The sequence below is a fragment of the Tenacibaculum sp. FZY0031 genome, assembly GCF_036350695.1.
GTDB lineage: Bacteria > Bacteroidota > Bacteroidia > Flavobacteriales > Flavobacteriaceae > Polaribacter.
This window is the reverse complement of sequence record NZ_JAZDVY010000001.1, coordinates 403,884-421,297: the sequence shown is the minus strand read 5'-3', so window position 1 is coordinate 421,297 and position 17,414 is coordinate 403,884. Positions and strand designations below refer to the sequence as shown.

The window sequence follows — 17,414 nt, the reverse complement described above, 5'->3', positions numbered from 1 at the left end:
ACTATAAAAGAGGCTTTATTAAAAATTTAACAAACCTTTATCATTATCACTCGATAAAAACAAACTTTTGCGTTCTTTTTTAACAGTTGCTTTAATAAGGTTTTGTTGATCGGGGAAGTGGTCTACTAAAATAGTGTTTTCCACGTTTATTGATTTAGGCAACGAAACATTTTCAATTTCTAAATAAAAGTAAACAATATCTCCTTCGTATTCTTTACCTATAAATTTATAGGTTTTTTCTTCATTGTTAATAGTAATTTTAAAATGCGCTTTTAAGTATTTGTAAAAAAGGTCATCAATTAACTTCAACTCATTTTTGGTAGCAATTTGTAAGTTGGTATCATAATCTTTATTAATGGCAAGCTCAATATCATCCATAAAAACATTCATAATCATTTGTATACTACGTGTATCTTCTCTGTATTCAATCTCGGTTAATGCAACATAGTATTTATGTAAGGTAAATGATAGTAAAGGAAGTATAAATAAAAGGACAACAAGTTTTTTCATGGTTGATTAAAAATCAATTATTGCGCCAAATTAGTATTTTTCAATAATTTTAAGGTACTCTGTATGTTCTTTTCTAAATATTTTTATCACTTTTAACACTTCACGATCTTGGTATAGTTTCTCTATACCTAAGGGATTACAATATTCTAAAAAGTGATAGTATTTATCTACAGGTATTTCAAGCTCACCAAAAAAGAAGTCTTCACCTAATTCATTAAGTAGTTTTGTAGGCATACTTTCTTTAAAAGCTAATTCTTTACGAAGTTTCCATAGTTTTTCTGAGTCTTTCACAGGAAACGTATTGGTAGTACCCATACCTTCAAAGGCTTTGGTAGGATCAACGTTAACCACAGTAGGCTTTACATGTTTGCTTATGTAATCATCTGAATGGTAATTAGTGTAATTAACATTAGAAAAGTCGGTAGCATTACTAGCTATTGCTAAGTTTTTATCTCGTTTTACTTTTTTAAGATCTTTGACTAATTCTCCCGATAATTCGTTGTTTCTTAATAACACTTCATCGAGTTCATAGTCTTGTTTTTCAAGAGTTGTTCTTTTTCTATACGTATTAAAATCTGCTTTGGTTAGTTTTTCATAAATGGTTTTATAACCAATACTACTATACCTAATAGAATCTGTAGGTCTGGCAAAAAGTCGATATTCCCCTTTTTCATTAGAAAATGTAGCTTGATTTGTTGAAAAGTTAACAATATGAGCATTTTCTAACACCCCATTTTCATCATACACAATTCCAAAAAGTGTTTTTCGTTCTTCTTGTGAGAATGATAGTTGAGATAAAAATAATAAGGCAAATAGTGCTTTTTTCATGGTATTTATAGGGTTAGTTTACAGTTACACCTAAAGGTACAAAATATTTAAGAAAGTATTTCCTAAATAACCAAATGACAAGGGGAGTATTTTACTTATAGTTTTTTGGGTTTAGTTTTTTAAATTCGTCTGATTTCTTTTGTAAAAACAGTATCATGGTAACTTCATTATGTAAGAAAGAGGGAGTAAAATCGTTAGCAGATTCAACAAAATAGATAAACCGATCAATATCTTCCTTTAGTATTTTTAACTCATATTCAATAAGTATGTGGTAGTTGTTGCGTATATGTTCGATTCTTTTTTCTTTGTCTTCAATAGCTTTAAATTTTTTTAGTTTTTTTATCCTGCCAGAAATCCAATTCAGTAAGGGGTCAATTGCGATTCCTCCATAACTTGAAGTAGCAGTATGTAGTCTTCTTTCAGCAGGCGTAAGTATTCTAGAACCGGCAAAGGGTAGGTTTAATGTTTCAGCGTTTATTTCTTTTTTAGATTTTATGTGTTTGGTATCAGAAGTAATATGGCCGAGTAAATTATGTTTTTTTATGGCTATCTCGTCCAATTCAATAGGTACTTTTTTTAGTTGAATGTAATTTTCTTGCATTCCGAAGTGATTGACATCTACTACAAAGTTTTTAGTTTCATAACCCACAAACGAAATTTGTAAAGTGTCATTTGCTTTGGCTAAAACCCTAAACTCACCATTATTATTCGTAAAAGTTCCTTGTTTCGTATTTAGGTTAATAACATGTGCATTAGCAACAGCACTTACTTCGTCTTGTAGGGTAGCATAAAAGAATTTTCTGTTTTCTTGTGCTGTGACTTTTATTATTAAAAACAGACAAATAATTGAAGGGAGTATGTTTTTCATGTGTTTGGTAACTATATTATTTAAAAGCAGTTGGCCTTATTCTTTTTCGTTAATTACTTTTAAGTAGCTTTTACTTTGTTGTTGTAAGATAGCAATCACTTTTAAAAGTTGTTTTTCTTTATACAACTTTTCTATACCTAGCGGGTTACAATATTCTAAAAAATGGAGGTACCTGTCTTTGGGTATGCTTAGTTCTTTAAAAAAAAAGTGTTCTCCAAAGTCAGAGAGTAGCATTTTCGGAAAACGTTCTTTATATTTTATTGTTTTTCGGGTTTTTTTAAGCCGCTGTGAGTATGCATCAAGGCCAGAACTAAAACTGGTACCTACGCCTGCAAAATTAGCTGTAGGGTCTGTGGTTTTTCTCATATTAGGAGCTTGTGATCTATCCATTTCATCAATTTCCAAAATTACTTTTTCACTAAAATCAATCTTAGAAAAATCTAGCGCTTTTTTAGCTTTTTCCATGCCAATATCTTTAGGTGTTTGTTTTATATCTATAGCTATAGAACCAATTAAGTTGTGTTTTTTTATTTCCACTTCCTCTAGTTCAAATGGAGCTTTCATTAGTTTTATCTCATTTTCTTCCATCCCAAAATGAAGACTCGTAACCTCAATCTTTTTAGTTTGGTATCCTACAAAGGAAATTTGTAAGCTATCGCTAGGTTTTGCTAAAATTCTAAATTTACCTATATCGTTGCTAAATGTACCTTGCTTGGTCGTAAGGTTAATTACGTGGGCATTGGGTATAACCCCGAGCTCGTCGATTAAAAGACCGTATAAGAACGTCCGTTTTTTTTGAGCGGTAGCACCTAAAGTAATTAAAAGTAAAAGTGTAATGGGTAGTTGTTTTATCATGCAATTATTTTTTGGTAACTCTTATATTTTCATTTTCTAGTAGGTAAGGGGAGGTTTTACTGTTTTCAATTAAAACAGCAGTAAGTTCTAAAACTTTGTCTTTAGTATACAAGTTTATAATTCCTTTAGAAATACAGGCTTGTAAAAACTGATTAATATGTTCTTTCTTTATTTTTAGTTGTCGTATAAAAAAACCATCTGTAAAGTGTTTTCTAATTTTTTCAATGCTTTTATCTTCAATAGTAATTTTTTTTAATTGCTTTTTTCGTTTGTTTGTTCCATTAAGGGCATTTATAAGTCCTGTTAAGCTCACGGCTACACCTGATGCTATTTTTACTGTTTTTTCGTCTTTTGTAGGTGTTACGTTGGCATAAGGTAGTTTTAAGGTACTGGCATTAACAACAGGGGCATTGGTAAGTATATCGCTATCAATTTCTAAAATACTTTTTTGTTTTTCTAACACAACTTCCTCTAACATATGTGTTTTACTATCAACAAAAACAACTATGTTTTTGGTTTTCATATGCTCTTTAGTAATGGTAACTTCTTTATATTCTAAATTAAGATGAGAAATTAGTAAGACGTTGTTTTCGGTAGCTAGAATTTCAAAGCGTCCGTTTTCATTAGAAACAGCGCCAATAGCTAGTTTTTTATTAATAATGTGTACATCTTGGGTAGCAATACTATCTATAAACACAGTACCAGTTATAATTTTTGGTGTGTTTTGTGCGATAACCACGCAAGAAAAGCAACTAAAAAGAACAAGTAACCATTTTCTCATATTACAAATAAACCACCAAGCAGTCTTAAAAATGTTTTAAGAAGTTTGTAAACTTTTGTTAAATAAAAAAAAGACCAACTAAAAAGTAACTTTTAGTTGGTCTTGTAATTTTTAATACTTGTAGCATCCTTTATTTTTCTAATACTAGAGTTGCTGTTCCTGTAATTGCAATAACGTCGTTGTTCTCTGTTTTGTTTTCAGATAAGTCTTGTTTTAATACCATGCTGTTTTTAGAAAACGATTCGATAGTAAATTTTGATTGTATTACATTGCTACTACCATTTTTAAAGATTAGTTCATTTCCACTAACTTCCCATTTACCAGCACTTAACCCCTGAACAGCGGTAGCTTTATGGTTTGTAGTTTCTACCGTATCATTTATTTTCGTTTTAGTAACGATGTTCACCGTACCCTTAGTAGTATATTTGTTAGGGTTTTGTGAAAAATTAAACGAAAAGTTATATTCTTCTCCATAAACATTAGATTTACTTTCATAAGATAAAATACGTGAAGTAACCTTAGTGGTTGTTTCAGAGGTTAAGCTCGTTAAACTCCAAGTACCTTCAGGTTTTATTGATGCATTTTCAGTTATGGGAATTTCAATAGAATCTGAACAAGAGAATAAAAATGTAATGGTAAAGAGGAAAAATAATTTTTTCATAGTTTTATATGCTTTTTGATTTATAAAATAACACCTACAAAAACAACTAGGACTTGAATAACCCTACTTTATTTATTAAAAATTTTACGGTTTCTTTTTAACTACATATTTTAGCCATAAATACTCGTAAAGCATAGTATTTATAGTAGGTTGTAAAACACCTGTTTAACACTTGTAAAAGTAAATTGTAAAACATTTAACAAAGAAAAAATGAAAAAACTAATTATAGCAAGTACATCTACTGTTCATGGAAGTGAGTACCTTGAATATATGTTACCAACCCTAACTACTTTTTTTAAAGAAGCCTCTACCGTATTATTTATACCGTATGCACGAGCAAGTGGAAAAACCTATGATGAGTATACTGCTGTAGCTCGTAAGGCTTTTGCAACAATACATAAAAAAGTTGTAGGTATACATGAGTTTGATAATCCGAAGAAAGCAATACAGCAAGCAGAGGCTATTTTTACAGGTGGCGGTAATACGTTTGAACTGGTAAACCAATTGTATAAAAACGAAGTTTTATCCGATTTAACAAGAGCAGTTGAAAACGGAACACCGTATTTAGGTACGAGTGCAGGAAGCAATATTTGTGGAGTAACAATGATGAATACGAACGATATGCCTATCGTATATCCGCCAAGTTTTACCACTTTAGGGTTTATTCCGTTTAATATTAATGCGCATTATTTAGACCCCAATCCTGATTCTACTCATATGGGAGAAACACGAGAAACACGTATTAAAGAATACCATGTATTTAATGAAACACCAGTTTTAGGGTTGCGAGAAGGTAGCTGGCTAGAAGTTAATGGAGGTTTAATTGTATTACGAGGAAACTATACTGCACGCTTATTTAAACAAGGAAAAGAGCCTGTAGAGCTAGAAAGTGGCACCGAAGTTATCGTTTAAAATAAAAAAAAATAAAAGGGGTATATACAGTGTTTTAACAGGTATGTATATCTTTATAAACAAATTTTCGCGGAGAATAGACATAAACTTGGGTGTCTTTAAAAGACCAAGAATTTAAAAAAAGTAAAATTTTAATTATGAAAAAACAAATTTTAAATTTAGGTAAAACATTAAACAGAAAAGAACAACAAGAAGTAAAGGGTGGATTTCCATTTTCATCTTGTGAACAATTTTGTAGCTTTACCTGGAGAGGTGAAGAAGACAGACAGTTATATTTAGAGCACCAATTAAATACTTATGGGTTAGATTGGTCGCATTGTGTTTGTTAAACAGCAAAAACATATTTAAAATGAAAACTCCAAACAAACGTTTGGAGTTTTTTTTATATTTTAAGGTTACAGTACTTATGGTACACGTTAAGATATAGAAAGTAGGAAAGAAGTACAGAACTGTGATATGGAGTAATTTTTTAGTGCTGCTTTGATTGTTGGTTTCGGTTTTTATCAAGAAAAAATAAATGCTAGTTGCTTGTTTAAAAAAACTACTTTCTATAAAAACTATATAAGCTATCTTTGAAAAAATCCTATTTTTACGATATGGACATAAAATTGACAGAACAAGAGAAGATAAAAATATTAAATTCCGATGCTATTTACGGAATAATGCAAAAAATATTGCTTCGTGAAAGTAAGATAGACCAAAACCGTGAACACTTTTGGGTTATAGGGCTAGAAAACAACAACCGTATTCTTTTTATTGAGTTGATAAGTTTAGGTACCGTAAATGCTACTTTGGTTGAACCTATGGAGGTGTTTAGTTTTGCATTGCAAAAAAGAGCGGTTAAAATTATTTTATGTCATAACCACCCAAGTGGTGAGTTAATTCCGTCAGTAAATGATAAAAACCTAACAGATAGGTTGATACAAGTAGGTATTATAGTAAATACCCATGTTATAGACCATTTAATTATTTCGGATAAAAGCTATTTGAGTTTTGCCGATACTGGCCTTTTACAAGAGTTAGCAAAAAGTACCAAATATGTTCCTAAATATGTGCTAGAGCAACGTCTTAAAAAAGAGGCTGCTGAAATTGCTAAACGTAATGAAAAAATAGAAATAGCTAAAAACTTGAAAAGGAAAGGTGTTGATACTAATACCATTGCAGACTCCACAGGTCTTACCATTGAAGAGGTAAAGAAGTTGCGTGTTAGGAGGGGGTAGTAGTGTTTGTTTTTAGTTGGTTGGAAGGGATAGCTAGTTTATACGCTGACTTTTTTCAATTTGTGATTCAGTATTGATGTGAAAGCATTTTGTAACCGTAGGAATGAGGGATAAAATGTGCTTAAACATAGTGTTGGACTTATTTCCCATAAATTTCATCTTTTACGTAACTCGCATTTAACCAAAAACAATGTTTTGTAAATTCGGTTAACCCTGTTAGTTTGTCGGCAACTGGTAAATTATAAGTGTCGTCTGCATTTCTTGCGTGTGGTCTAACGTGGCTAATTCTATTTTCCGTTTTCTTCGGGAAATAGGTCTTTCGAATACCTTTGTTTGTTACTTCTTTTACAATTTTTCCTTTTGAAATGGTTGTTTTCATTTTATCCCAAACAGATTTAGCTTCTATAATATCTGAATATGACATATTCCAAAACTTTACTTTCCTTAATATTAAGTTATCTCCCTCAAATTGATAGAAAACAAAGAAAAATTTACTTTCCAGAATGTTTTTAAAATCAGAATCTTCCCAATCTGTTTCAATTAATTTTTGATATTCAAAAGTTGGAAATGAAATATCTTCTTTAGGTAAATTATTTTCTTTAAGACGAATAGTTTTTACTTGAATGTCAGCTTTTTCAAACTCTTCAATTTTTTGCCCGAGTTTAAGTCCAAGAATAGCATTAGTAAGATTTGCAAAATAGCTTTTAGCTTTTGAGTTTAATTCTAAACCTAACTCTTGTTCAATTTGTTCTGCTGATTTTCCGTAAAAAGGTTGAAACTTAGAAATTACAACATCTTCAATTGATTGTAGTACATCAAGGATTTCAGGCTGTTCAATTATCTTTCCATAAACCGCATTTTCTTCTTGAGCGATATTAGCAATTATATGATTTACATAACCCTGTTTAAGTGAATAGGCTCTTTGTTTAGCTTTTTCTTTATTAAAAGGTTGGTCACGATAGGATTTTAAGGCTGTAGAACCTTTTGTACAAGCTCCAAGATAAAAAGTATCTCCTTCCGATAATTCGTGCGCTTTTCCGTCTTTTATTTTTTGATTAATTGTTTCCCAATCGTGTTTGATAATTTTCAAATCTTCATTAGGGTACTTCCAATCATCAACCAATTTAATTATGTAGTCAAGTAAATCTAAATCTTTGTCGTGCAGATAAAAGACTAAAAGCAAATGAGCATTTTTTTTCCAAAACGAACTATTCTCAAAGTTTTCTTTGTGAACTTCAAGATAGTTGATGATATTTAAAACAAGCCTTTCTTTTGAACGAAACTCTCCATTTTTTAAAGTTTTCAAAGGACTTGATTTAAGTTCTATCCCTGCTTCTTTAAAGTCAGGTTCAGCATCTGAATTTGGCTCATAACCAAAATAAAACTTCTCTAATATTTGACCAAAATTTCCTTTTCCTTTATAACCGTGTTTTTCAATTTCAGAACCACAAGCTTGTCTTAAAGATTGTTTTTTAAGCTGTTTTGCAAACTCAATAATTGAATTTGATGAGTTTATATCAAAATTCCTTTTGTTATTCATTTGGCGTAATATCTGTGAAGTCTAATAAATTATTCTCTTCGTTGAATTTGTACTGAATTAATTTTACGTTTTTCCATTCTGTAGAAACAGAAGGTCTTACACCTTTTATGAATTTACGCTCGACATTTTTAAGAAAAGTATCTAAAGCATCTTGTGTGTAACTAAAACCAAGCATAAATGCATTAATCATACTATAATCACCATAGGTGTATTCATTTTTTACCCAATCAACGTATTTCATTAATTGTAATATGTCTTGAGAGTTAACCACATCTTTTTTTATTTCTACTACTAAATAATCTGAAATCGTTGGTTTTTGATTTTGGATATATTTATAGCCGAAAACATCCATTTTATCCATATAATCAACAGGTTTAAACGGTGAAGCTATAACTTGATGAGTAATATAATCCCAAGAACCGAATATGTTTATTGTATTTTGTAAATTATTTGTTATTTGATAAATAAGTGATGCTTCAATAGCCATTTCATGTCTTAAACTTCCATTTTTATTATTTATAGTGTTTAAAAAAGGTGCGACTCCTAATTGATAATCAGTATTATTATTTGTTTTTTCTCTTATCATGTTATGGTTAACCCGATAATTGCTCTCGAAGGTATTAACATTATTTGGGGTACTAATTGCATCAATGTTTCTTCTTAATATAATGTCTTTAAAAGCTTGATTTTCTGTGTCTGAAAATTTAATAAAGCTTAATTTCCAAAAAGCTCTTAAAATTTTGAATTTTTCTGGCGCAGAAGATAATATTTCATCCATATCAATTCCATTCTGAAAAAAATATGGAAAAGGTTCGAATGTGCAAATGAATCTATTGTTTACACTATTTTGCCCATTATCATAAAGTAAATGGTCTTGTATATCATTATATTCTTGATCATATGGAACATTCGCATTGGGATAATTTAGAAATTTACAATTACCATTTATATTAACCAACCTACCAATTCCATAAATTTTTCTGTCAATAAAAAAATAAATATTATCTCCTTCTCTCATTGAAAGATAATCTGCAACTGTTCCTTCTTGTGGAGTATTCCAAGTTCCATTCCAGCCATTTTTTGGTTCTTGTATAATTGTAGAATAAACTCCTTTGTTTATACAGTCTTTTAATGAATCGAAGTCAGGTTTATTGTTTTTTTTCCCAATACTAAATAAATACCCTGGCATTATGAATTTATTTGTTTATAAAGTTCTTCTCCTATTTTTTCAATTACACCAACAACTAAAGCGTTTCCCATAAAAAAAGCTCGTTTTGTATCTGTAATTCCTTCCAATTTGGTGTGATTATCAGGAAACATATTTAGTCTTTCCAATTCAACAGGTGTCAATCTTCTTAAACCTCTGTCAGATACAACTACGTGTTTAAACCTTGAAGGTGATTTTCCACCTTCTCCTGTAATTATTGTTCTTGAAGCATTATCAAGAGCGTCTGGATAAATCATTCCTCCTTCACTATAATTGTATTCAAACCCGTCTTTAGTTGTTCTTTTTTCTTTTTTAGCACCTTTTAGATATTCCCATTTTGGTTTATCATTTTCGTTAATGAAAAATTCAGATGTTACTTCTCCGTTTTGTAGGATATCTCCTAAAACAGTTCTTTCACCATCATAATTTGGCTCTGTCTTAGTAGTGAAGACTTTACCATTTACAAGTAAACCTGTATTTTGAAAAGGAGAGAGCTTTCCGTTTTTGTTAAAATTATTTGTTATTTCAACTAAATCTCCTTTCAGTTCAATTCCTTGAATTGAATTTGTGTTGTTAACAGGAAAAGCATTTGCAATTGTTCCATCCTTTGTTAACCAATCGATTTTCTCTGCTTTTTGAAGCCTTTTATATATTTCTGTAGACTTATGATAACCAATAAAGAAAACCCTTCGTCTTCTTTGTGGCATTCCATATTCAGCTGCATTGATTACTCTCCATTCTACTGCATATCCTAGTTCATTTAAACTTTGCAACATAACCGCAAAATCACGTCCTCTTTGTTTAGCAGGTGATTTTAAAAGTCTATCTACATTTTCTAAAAATAGATATTTTGGCTTGTTCTTTTTTTCTTCTAAAATTCGGTGAATAGACCACCAAAGAACTCCTTTTTTACCTTTTAATCCTTTTGAATTATGCAATGTTGTTGCAACAGAATAATCTTGGCAAGGAAACCCACCACAAAGTAAATCATGATCTGGAATTTCGTTTGTTGAAACAGTTGCAATATCTTGATTTGAATGGTTCTCTTTACCAAACCTTGCTTCATAAACTAATGAAGCGTGTTGCATTTTTGTTGAAGGTTCCCATTGATTACTCCAAACAACTTTATAGTTACTCTTTTCAAGTCCAAGGCGGAAACCACCGACTCCTGCAAACAATTCAGCTACTTTTAATGTCTTATTTTCCATTTACTTGGGTTTTATAATATTTGATTTTTTCTTCTGCTACTTTTAGAATTTCAGAAGTAGATTCTGTATATTTTAATTCATCTGCAATTTTTTCTGAATACCAATTAATGGTTAATTCACTTTCAGAAAGCCCGTAAAATTTAGCAAGTCTAATGAGTTGCTCCATTGTTGGTTTCCGTTCATTTTTTTCGAATTTACTTATCAGAGATTGGTCAATATCTACTTCAGCAGCAACTTTTCGAAGTATCAATTCTTTTTCCTCCCTAGCGTATTTTAAAGTGTCTCCTAATGTTTTCATTGGTCAAAAATGTTTTAGACAAATATTGTCCAAATTTAGAAAAACAATTCAGCTTTACAACTTTTAATTAAGATTATTTTTTGAGGATTGGGAGAAGGGTAAGCTCTTTTTATTTTTAGTCAAAAGTAAAATAAAATGTGCTGAATGGGTAAAAAGTACTTAAATATAAAGTGAAATGAAACTATAAACTGTTTTCTATAAAAAAAAGACTGCCCTTAGAAGCAGTCTAAGTGTATTGCCTTTTAGCAGTTTTATAGCTAGAGTTCTTAGCATTCCAGAAGTTATTTTATCTAAAGTTGTTATATGTTGCTACGTTATGCTATCCTAATTTAGGAGTTTTAAGATGTATTAAGTATTTGATATTTTATAAATCATTTGTCCAATAGATTCTCCAAAGTTATACACAAGTGCAACACCTATTAAAACTATATAAATCCAACGAAACTGCTTTTTTCTATTTGTTTTCTTTTCTTCTTTAATAGCTAAAAAAGCGGCTATAACCAATAGTAATATGTAATAATAATCCATGTTTTAAATAATTTAGTGTTAATAATTAGTATAAAATAAGTTGTTATTATTACAATGATTACTGTTTTTGTTGTTTAACACGAGTTGTATATAACAAAAAAGACCGCCCTTAGGCAGTCTTTTGTACTATATAGTTGTGTATTTTGTTAGCACTCTTCTTGTCTACGTTCGCAAGCTAATAAAGTGTTTTTTAACAGCATAGCAATGGTCATAGGGCCCACACCACCCGGTACAGGTGTAATGTGCGATGCTTTTTCTGCTACTTCGTTAAAAGCAACATCACCTACCAATCTAAAACCTCTTTTCTTAGAAGGGTCGGCAACACGAGTAATTCCTACATCAATAATTACTACACCGTCTTTTACCATATCACTTTTTAAAAATTCAGGAATACCAATGGCAGCCACAATAATATCGGCTTTTTTGGTTACCTCTGTTAAGTTTTTGGTTCTACTGTGTGCTAGGGTAACTGTAGCGTTTCCTACTTTTCTTTTTTGAGATAGTAAAATACTCATTGGACTTCCTACAATATGACTGCGACCAATAACTACGACATTTTTACCCGAGGTTTCAATATTGTAACGGTCTAACAATTCTAAAATTCCGAAAGGAGTGGCAGAAATATACGTAGGTAAGTTTAAAGCCATTTTTCCTACATTCATAGGATGGAAACCATCTACATCTTTATCAGGGTTTACAGCCATTAATACCTTTTGTTCGTCAATATGATCGGGTAGGGGAAGTTGTACTATAAAACCATCAATATCGTTATCTATATTTAAAATAGCAATTTCGTTTAATAGTTCTTCTTCAGTAGTTTCTTCAGGAAGACGAAGTAAAGTAGATTCAAAACCTACACGTTCGCAGGCTTTTACTTTTGCATTTACATAGGTTAAACTTGCTCCGTCATTACCTACGATAACCGCTGCTAAATGGGGTGTTTTTTTATCGTTTGCTTTTAATGCTGCTACTTCTAAAGCAATTTCTTCTTTAATGTCTGCTGATGTCTTTTTACCGTCTAGTAAAATCATAGTCTTGTTAAGTTTTCAGTATACAGTTCCTGGTAAAGAGTTTTCAGTACACAGTCTTCAGTATACAGTTGTTGTGTTGTAATTGTTGTGTTGTTATATTCCAAATTTATCAGGATTGATAATCATATAATAGATTTATTTCCCAACTTTTTTGCTTTTGTATTCAATAGTAATATTTTAAAAGTTACTTCAGTAGAAGTATTATTTTTTAATCATAAATTAAGTTCAAATACTATATGTCAGTTCGAGTATCGACTGGAGGGAGATGTATCGAGAACCCGTTTTAAATGTTTCAATACAATTTATCTTCCTTTTAGTCAGAAAAATCACTCGACATGACATAGAAAGAACTCAATAGTTTTAACTCCCATAAATACAACTTACTGAATACTGTTTACTTTGGCACTGTAAACTAAATAAAAAAAGACAGGCAGAAGCCTATCTTTTTTATATTATCTCATGCCTTTCATCATTTGCATCATTTTTCTTCCGCCACCACCTTGCATCATCTTCATCATTTTGCTCATTTGGTCGAATTGCTTCATCAATTGGTTAACTTCCTGTACCGAAGTACCAGATCCTTTTGCAATTCGTTTTTTACGACTCGCATTAATAACAGAAGGCGTACTTCTTTCTTCAGGAGTCATAGAGTGTATAATAGCTTCAATTCCTTTAAAAGCATCGTCGTCAATATCAACATCTTTTAAGGCTTTACCAGCACCAGGAATCATACCCACTAAATCTTTCATGCTACCCATCTTTTTGATTTGATTGATTTGATTTAAGAAATCATCAAAACCAAACTGATTTTTAGCAATCTTCTTTTGTAATTTTCTAGCCTCTTCTTCATCGTATTGTTCTTGGGCACGCTCTACTAACGAAACAACGTCTCCCATTCCTAAAATACGATCGGCCATACGACTAGGGTGGAATACATCAATTGCATCCATTTTTTCACCCGTACCTATAAATTTAATAGGCTTGTCTACTACCGATTTAATAGATAAAGCAGCTCCACCACGAGTATCACCATCTAACTTAGTTAAAACAACTCCGTCAAAATTTAATACATCGTTAAAGGCTTTGGCTGTATTTACCGCATCTTGCCCTGTCATAGAGTCTACCACAAATAAGGTTTCTTGTGGTTTTACAGCTTTGTGGATGTTAGAAATTTCTGTCATCATTTCTTCATCAACAGCTAAACGACCCGCGGTATCAATAATTACCACGTTTTTACCGTTTGCTTTTGCATGCTTAATCGCATTTTGAGAAATTTCTACAGGATTTTGATTTCCTTCTTCAGCATATACTTCTACACCAATTTGTTCTCCAACAACACGTAACTGGTTAATTGCGGCAGGACGATATACATCACATCCTACTAATAAAACTTGTTTAGATTTCTTAGTTTTAAGATAGTTAGCTAGTTTACCAGAAAAGGTTGTTTTACCCGAACCTTGTAAACCAGACATTAAAATTACAGTAGGTGAACCTCCTAAGTTAACACCAACGGTATCACCACCCATTAACTCGGTTAATTCATCCTTAACCAATTTTACCATTAATTGCCCAGGATTTAACGTAGTTAATACGTCTTGACCTAAGGCTTTTTCTTTTACTGTTTTGGTAAAATTCTTTGCTATTTTAAAGTTAACATCGGCATCTAGTAAAGCTCTACGAACTTCTTTTAAAGTTTCCGCAACGTTAACTTCAGTAATTTTTCCGTGTCCTTTCAGCGTATGTAACGCCTTATCTAACTTTTCGCTTAAATTATTAAACATGTATCGGCTTCATTTTTTAGAGGCACAAATTTAGTTATTAGTTGTTAGTTTTTAGCAATTTGTTAGTAGATTTTTTCTGCATTATTGTATAAAAGTGTCCGATTTTTAATAATTAGTAAGACTCGTAGTCACTTTTTTTAGTTTTTATATTGGTAACAATACGAGTAAATGCTATAAATCATCCGTAAAATGTTTGCGACTTTTTTCTTGACTGAATTTTTCTTGATTGAAGTTTTTAGAAGCATTTTTAGGAATGGATAGCGATACCCATTTTTCGTTTTGTAGCATTTTGCCTAAAAATACAATTTGTCCGATGTGGTATGGATAATGACAAATTTGACGGTTAATTGCTTCGGTTACCGTATGTCCTTGATTTCTTATGTAGATGATTTTTTCCAAATCGGTTTCTTTTAAAGAGTGAATAGTGTTTAAAAAACAATCCCACCCTTTTTCCCAATAGGCTATCATTTCTTCTTTGGTTGAAAAGGTATTTACAAACTCGTCATCTCTATTTCTCCACAATTTTTCTCCATCTTCAGTAAAAAAGTTGGTCCAACGAGATAACATATTACCCGCAATATGCTTTGCTATCACAGCAATAGAGTTGCTTTCTTGGTTATATTGGTAAAATAGTTCTTCTTGAGTAAGTTGATTAAAAGTTTTATCGCCTAAACTTTTATAGTAGGTTATTTGTTTTTTGATACTTTCTAGATAGGAGTTTTGCATGGCATAATTTTTTAGTAAACTACCTCGTGACAAGCTCACGATGCATTTATTGGAAAAAAGTTCTTGATTTTCGAGGCAAGTCTTGGGGTATTATACCCTTTGGCGGCGCCAATAAAAAAAGACTGGTTAAAATCAGCCTTAATTTACAATTTTATTTTTTAGGAATAAATTCTAAAGCAACGCCATTAATACAGTGGCGTTTACCAGTAGTTTTTTTTGGACCATCGTTAAAAGAGTGTCCTAAATGTCCGCCACAAGTGTTACATTTTAACTCTGTTCTAGCATAGCCTAGTTTATAATCTGTATCTAGTTCTACATTTCCTTTAACAGCGCTATCAAAAGAAGGCCATCCACTACCTGAATCGTATTTGTTTTCAGATTGATATAGCGGGGTTTTACAGGCTGCACATACATAGGTCCCTTCTTTTTTGTTAAAGTTTAAAGGACTTGAGTTAGGTCGTTCTGTACCAGCTTCTCTAAGTACATAATACTGTTTGGGGGTTAATAACTTTTTCCACTCACTGTTGGTTTTGTTTACTGCGTACTTTTTCTTGTTTTGGGCATTCACAGTAGTACTAACTGTTATTGCTAAAAGGAATAAAACAACTAATTTTCTCATGGTTCTTTACTTATAAAATCAACAATTTTGGAAGCTACTTTCGGGTTACGAAGAATTCGGGTGTGTCCTAAACCTTCTGTAATTAAAAGTTTTCCATTCTGTAAGTTTTGACGTATTGCTATTGCACAACTTACATCAACATCGCCATCAAATGAATCATGAACTACTAGCGTAGGTATTTTTACTTTTTTAGCCTTTACGCTCGAAGAGTGTGTATCAATATCTCGTTGCCATTTTTTGTCAAACAAACGTTTCATTTTATGAGCTATAACAGGTTTTACTTGTAAGTTCTTAGTAAAGTTTAACATAACATCCGATATTTTATCAGCAGCGCCAACAGTAACTAGTTTGTTTACAGCAAAGTTTTCTGAAAGGGCGTTATACAAGCATACACCACCAAATGAGTGTCCTATAGCAGCATCAAAAGGACCAAATTGTTTGTTAATTTCAGTAATAGTTTCTAAGAATTCTGGCATTTCGGTAGTTTTTCCTGTAGACTTACCATGTGCAGGTCCGTCAAAAGAAATAACCATGTAGCCTTTTTCCAATAGTTTGTCAGCAATCATATATAATTGAGTACTTCTTCCTGCCCAACCATGTACCCATAATACTTTTTTAGTAGAGTAGCCGTACGATAGTACTTGAATATCTCTTGAGATGGATGGTACATTTATTGTTTTTTTTTGAGCACTCTCTAACATTACTTTTTCTCTCTTAGGAATAGGAAAATTAACAGGAGTTGTAAAAAGCCTAGCCCCAAATTTAGCAGCTTTATTGGTAGAAATGAACTGTAAAATTTTAGCTGAAAAGATAAGAGGTTTAGGAATTTTAATACTTGGTATGGCTGTTTTTGAATGCGTAAAATTCATGAATTAGTTTTTAAGATAAAGATAGAATTTGTAGCTTTAAAGACATAATATATTATCAAGTTTGTGACAAATAAGTTAATTTCGTGTCATAAAAGATACAACCAAGAACATAGAATTTTAAACTATTAAACAATGAAAAAAATTATAGCCCTAACATTTTTAGCTGCTTTTTTAGTAGCGTGTAGTACGGTACCAATTACGGGAAGAAAAAGATTGAATTTTGTAAACGATGCTCAAATTTTACCAGCAAGTTTTGCACAATACAAAGGGTTTTTAGAAGAGAATAAATTGTCTACTAATACAAAACAAACAAATCAAATAAGACGTGTAGGGAAAAATATTTCAGCAGCAGTAGATCGTTTTATGCGTGCTAATGGAATGACTACAGAAGCAAATTCTTATGAGTGGGAATTTAATTTAGTAGAAGATAAAACAGTCAACGCTTGGTGTTTGCCTGGTGGAAAAGTGGTGTTTTATACAGGGATTATGCCTATTTGTGCTAATGAAGATGGAGTTGCTGCTGTGATGGGGCATGAGGTAGCTCACGCATTTGCGAAACACGGACAAGAACGTATGTCTACAGGACAATTACAACAATTAGGAGGAGTTGCTTTGGCTTTAAGTACTCAGAATAGTAAAAATGCTGAAATGTGGAATATGGCGTATGGTTTAGGAACCCAAGTAGGAGTAATGTTGCCATTTAGTAGAGAACATGAAACCGAAGCAGATAAGTTAGGCTTAGTTTTTATGATTATGGCAGGATACAAAGGAGAAGAGGCTGCTGAAGTATGGGTACGAATGAGTGAACGCTCAGGAGGCGGAGCTCCACCAGAGTTTATGAGTACGCACCCATCTAATCAAACTCGTATTCAGACCTTAAGAAATTTTTTACCAGAGGCTAAAAAATTAGCAGCAAAATACAATGTGCCTGCGAGTAAATAAGATTGATAAATTATAGTATATTGCAAACCG

General features: G+C 31.7%; 20 protein-coding genes. 4 read left to right on the top strand and 16 right to left on the bottom strand.

Translation table 11 applies throughout. The features are described from left to right. Positions 1 to 18 precede the first annotated feature (18 nt). The 6 genes from V1T75_RS01995 to V1T75_RS01970 form a co-directional block, all read right to left on the bottom strand. Entirely contained in the window at positions 19 to 510 is a 492-nt protein-coding gene (locus V1T75_RS01995) for a DUF6702 family protein (RefSeq protein WP_330486881.1), read from the bottom strand. A gap of 30 nt (positions 511 to 540) precedes the next feature. Then, complete coding sequence (locus V1T75_RS01990; protein WP_330486880.1) at positions 541 to 1,338, bottom strand: carboxypeptidase-like regulatory domain-containing protein; 798 nt, start codon at positions 1,336 to 1,338, stop codon at positions 541 to 543. Between the two features lie 91 nt (positions 1,339 to 1,429). Then, the gene (locus V1T75_RS01985; protein ID WP_330486879.1) at positions 1,430 to 2,206 is read right to left on the bottom strand and encodes a carboxypeptidase-like regulatory domain-containing protein; all 777 of its coding nucleotides are present in this window, start codon (positions 2,204 to 2,206) and stop codon (positions 1,430 to 1,432) included. A gap of 36 nt (positions 2,207 to 2,242) precedes the next feature. Next, a complete protein-coding gene (locus V1T75_RS01980; RefSeq protein WP_330486878.1) occupies positions 2,243 to 3,061 on the bottom strand; it encodes a carboxypeptidase-like regulatory domain-containing protein in 819 nt (272 codons plus the stop codon). Between the two features lie 4 nt (positions 3,062 to 3,065). Further along, on the bottom strand, positions 3,066 to 3,842 hold the full coding sequence (locus V1T75_RS01975) for a carboxypeptidase-like regulatory domain-containing protein (protein ID WP_330486877.1): 777 nt from the start codon (positions 3,840 to 3,842) through the stop codon (positions 3,066 to 3,068). Positions 3,843 to 3,972: 130 nt separating this feature from the next. Next, positions 3,973 to 4,503, bottom strand: a complete 531-nt coding sequence (locus V1T75_RS01970; protein ID WP_330486876.1) for a hypothetical protein — start codon at positions 4,501 to 4,503, stop codon at positions 3,973 to 3,975. Between the two features lie 210 nt (positions 4,504 to 4,713). Here V1T75_RS01970 and pepE point away from each other — a divergent pair, with 210 nt between their 5' ends. The 3 genes from pepE to V1T75_RS01955 all read left to right on the top strand — a co-directional run bounded on the left by pepE (position 4,714) and on the right by V1T75_RS01955 (position 6,635). Next, on the top strand, positions 4,714 to 5,415 hold the full coding sequence (pepE, locus tag V1T75_RS01965) for a dipeptidase PepE (RefSeq protein WP_330486875.1): 702 nt from the start codon (positions 4,714 to 4,716) through the stop codon (positions 5,413 to 5,415). A gap of 137 nt (positions 5,416 to 5,552) precedes the next feature. Further along, positions 5,553 to 5,744 (top strand): hypothetical protein, encoded by a 192-nt coding sequence (locus tag V1T75_RS01960; protein WP_330486874.1) that lies wholly within the window; start codon positions 5,553 to 5,555, stop codon positions 5,742 to 5,744. Positions 5,745 to 6,011: 267 nt separating this feature from the next. Continuing rightward, positions 6,012 to 6,635, top strand: a complete 624-nt coding sequence (locus V1T75_RS01955) for a JAB domain-containing protein (RefSeq protein WP_330486873.1) — start codon at positions 6,012 to 6,014, stop codon at positions 6,633 to 6,635. Between the two features lie 139 nt (positions 6,636 to 6,774). On the opposite strand, the gene V1T75_RS01950 is transcribed toward V1T75_RS01955, so the two are convergent. The 10 genes from V1T75_RS01950 to V1T75_RS01905 form a co-directional block, all read right to left on the bottom strand. Continuing rightward, positions 6,775 to 8,175: a Sau3AI family type II restriction endonuclease gene (locus tag V1T75_RS01950; RefSeq protein WP_330486872.1), complete on the bottom strand. Its 1,401-nt coding sequence runs from the start codon at positions 8,173 to 8,175 to the stop codon at positions 6,775 to 6,777. Beyond that, positions 8,168 to 9,364, bottom strand: coding sequence for a hypothetical protein (locus tag V1T75_RS01945; protein WP_330486871.1), 1,197 nt, complete (start codon positions 9,362 to 9,364; stop codon positions 8,168 to 8,170). The genes V1T75_RS01950 and V1T75_RS01945 overlap by 8 nt, the downstream gene beginning before the upstream one ends. Then, positions 9,364 to 10,590, bottom strand: a complete 1,227-nt coding sequence (gene dcm, locus V1T75_RS01940) for a DNA (cytosine-5-)-methyltransferase (protein ID WP_330486870.1) — start codon at positions 10,588 to 10,590, stop codon at positions 9,364 to 9,366. Before dcm ends, V1T75_RS01945 begins: the two co-directional genes overlap by 1 nt. After that, positions 10,580 to 10,888: a helix-turn-helix domain-containing protein gene (locus tag V1T75_RS01935; RefSeq protein WP_330486869.1), complete on the bottom strand. Its 309-nt coding sequence runs from the start codon at positions 10,886 to 10,888 to the stop codon at positions 10,580 to 10,582. Before V1T75_RS01935 ends, dcm begins: the two co-directional genes overlap by 11 nt. 348 nt (positions 10,889 to 11,236) lie before the next feature. Next, positions 11,237 to 11,416 carry a hypothetical protein gene (locus V1T75_RS01930; RefSeq protein WP_330486868.1) on the bottom strand — a complete coding sequence of 60 codons (180 nt, stop codon included), beginning with the start codon at positions 11,414 to 11,416 and terminating at the stop codon, positions 11,237 to 11,239. 146 nt (positions 11,417 to 11,562) lie between these two features. Then, positions 11,563 to 12,447 carry a bifunctional methylenetetrahydrofolate dehydrogenase/methenyltetrahydrofolate cyclohydrolase FolD gene (folD, locus tag V1T75_RS01925; protein ID WP_330486867.1) on the bottom strand — a complete coding sequence of 295 codons (885 nt, stop codon included), beginning with the start codon at positions 12,445 to 12,447 and terminating at the stop codon, positions 11,563 to 11,565. Between the two features lie 452 nt (positions 12,448 to 12,899). Then, positions 12,900 to 14,228, bottom strand: coding sequence for a signal recognition particle protein (gene ffh / locus V1T75_RS01920; RefSeq protein WP_330486866.1), 1,329 nt, complete (start codon positions 14,226 to 14,228; stop codon positions 12,900 to 12,902). A 171-nt stretch (positions 14,229 to 14,399) separates the two neighbouring features. Next, positions 14,400 to 14,954 (bottom strand): DUF1572 family protein, encoded by a 555-nt coding sequence (locus V1T75_RS01915; RefSeq protein WP_330486865.1) that lies wholly within the window; start codon positions 14,952 to 14,954, stop codon positions 14,400 to 14,402. Between the two features lie 151 nt (positions 14,955 to 15,105). Continuing rightward, complete coding sequence (gene msrB, locus V1T75_RS01910; RefSeq protein WP_330486864.1) at positions 15,106 to 15,573, bottom strand: peptide-methionine (R)-S-oxide reductase MsrB; 468 nt, start codon at positions 15,571 to 15,573, stop codon at positions 15,106 to 15,108. Then, complete coding sequence (locus V1T75_RS01905; protein WP_330486863.1) at positions 15,570 to 16,442, bottom strand: alpha/beta hydrolase; 873 nt, start codon at positions 16,440 to 16,442, stop codon at positions 15,570 to 15,572. Before V1T75_RS01905 ends, msrB begins: the two co-directional genes overlap by 4 nt. Before the next feature lie 132 nt (positions 16,443 to 16,574). Between V1T75_RS01905 and V1T75_RS01900 the strand changes: the two genes are divergently transcribed. Continuing rightward, the gene (locus V1T75_RS01900; protein ID WP_330486862.1) at positions 16,575 to 17,384 is read left to right on the top strand and encodes a M48 family metallopeptidase; all 810 of its coding nucleotides are present in this window, start codon (positions 16,575 to 16,577) and stop codon (positions 17,382 to 17,384) included. Positions 17,385 to 17,414: the final 30 nt, after the last annotated feature.

What these genes read in the sequence shown, in the direction of transcription:
- V1T75_RS01995 (WP_330486881.1), bottom strand. Translation starts at nt 510, where the DNA reads ATGAAAAAACTTGTTGTCCTTTTATTTATACTTCCTTTACTATCATTT.
- V1T75_RS01990 (WP_330486880.1), bottom strand. Translation starts at nt 1,338, where the DNA reads ATGAAAAAAGCACTATTTGCCTTATTATTTTTATCTCAACTATCATTC.
- V1T75_RS01985 (WP_330486879.1), bottom strand. Translation starts at nt 2,206, where the DNA reads ATGAAAAACATACTCCCTTCAATTATTTGTCTGTTTTTAATAATAAAA.
- V1T75_RS01980 (WP_330486878.1), bottom strand. Translation starts at nt 3,061, where the DNA reads ATGATAAAACAACTACCCATTACACTTTTACTTTTAATTACTTTAGGT.
- V1T75_RS01975 (WP_330486877.1), bottom strand. Translation starts at nt 3,842, where the DNA reads ATGAGAAAATGGTTACTTGTTCTTTTTAGTTGCTTTTCTTGCGTGGTT.
- V1T75_RS01970 (WP_330486876.1), bottom strand. Translation starts at nt 4,503, where the DNA reads ATGAAAAAATTATTTTTCCTCTTTACCATTACATTTTTATTCTCTTGT.
- pepE (WP_330486875.1), top strand. Translation starts at nt 4,714, where the DNA reads ATGAAAAAACTAATTATAGCAAGTACATCTACTGTTCATGGAAGTGAG.
- V1T75_RS01960 (WP_330486874.1), top strand. Translation starts at nt 5,553, where the DNA reads ATGAAAAAACAAATTTTAAATTTAGGTAAAACATTAAACAGAAAAGAA.
- V1T75_RS01955 (WP_330486873.1), top strand. Translation starts at nt 6,012, where the DNA reads ATGGACATAAAATTGACAGAACAAGAGAAGATAAAAATATTAAATTCC.
- V1T75_RS01950 (WP_330486872.1), bottom strand. Translation starts at nt 8,175, where the DNA reads ATGAATAACAAAAGGAATTTTGATATAAACTCATCAAATTCAATTATT.
- V1T75_RS01945 (WP_330486871.1), bottom strand. Translation starts at nt 9,364, where the DNA reads ATGCCAGGGTATTTATTTAGTATTGGGAAAAAAAACAATAAACCTGAC.
- dcm (WP_330486870.1), bottom strand. Translation starts at nt 10,590, where the DNA reads ATGGAAAATAAGACATTAAAAGTAGCTGAATTGTTTGCAGGAGTCGGT.
- V1T75_RS01935 (WP_330486869.1), bottom strand. Translation starts at nt 10,888, where the DNA reads ATGAAAACATTAGGAGACACTTTAAAATACGCTAGGGAGGAAAAAGAA.
- V1T75_RS01930 (WP_330486868.1), bottom strand. Translation starts at nt 11,416, where the DNA reads ATGGATTATTATTACATATTACTATTGGTTATAGCCGCTTTTTTAGCT.
- folD (WP_330486867.1), bottom strand. Translation starts at nt 12,447, where the DNA reads ATGATTTTACTAGACGGTAAAAAGACATCAGCAGACATTAAAGAAGAA.
- ffh (WP_330486866.1), bottom strand. Translation starts at nt 14,228, where the DNA reads ATGTTTAATAATTTAAGCGAAAAGTTAGATAAGGCGTTACATACGCTG.
- V1T75_RS01915 (WP_330486865.1), bottom strand. Translation starts at nt 14,954, where the DNA reads ATGCAAAACTCCTATCTAGAAAGTATCAAAAAACAAATAACCTACTAT.
- msrB (WP_330486864.1), bottom strand. Translation starts at nt 15,573, where the DNA reads ATGAGAAAATTAGTTGTTTTATTCCTTTTAGCAATAACAGTTAGTACT.
- V1T75_RS01905 (WP_330486863.1), bottom strand. Translation starts at nt 16,442, where the DNA reads ATGAATTTTACGCATTCAAAAACAGCCATACCAAGTATTAAAATTCCT.
- V1T75_RS01900 (WP_330486862.1), top strand. Translation starts at nt 16,575, where the DNA reads ATGAAAAAAATTATAGCCCTAACATTTTTAGCTGCTTTTTTAGTAGCG.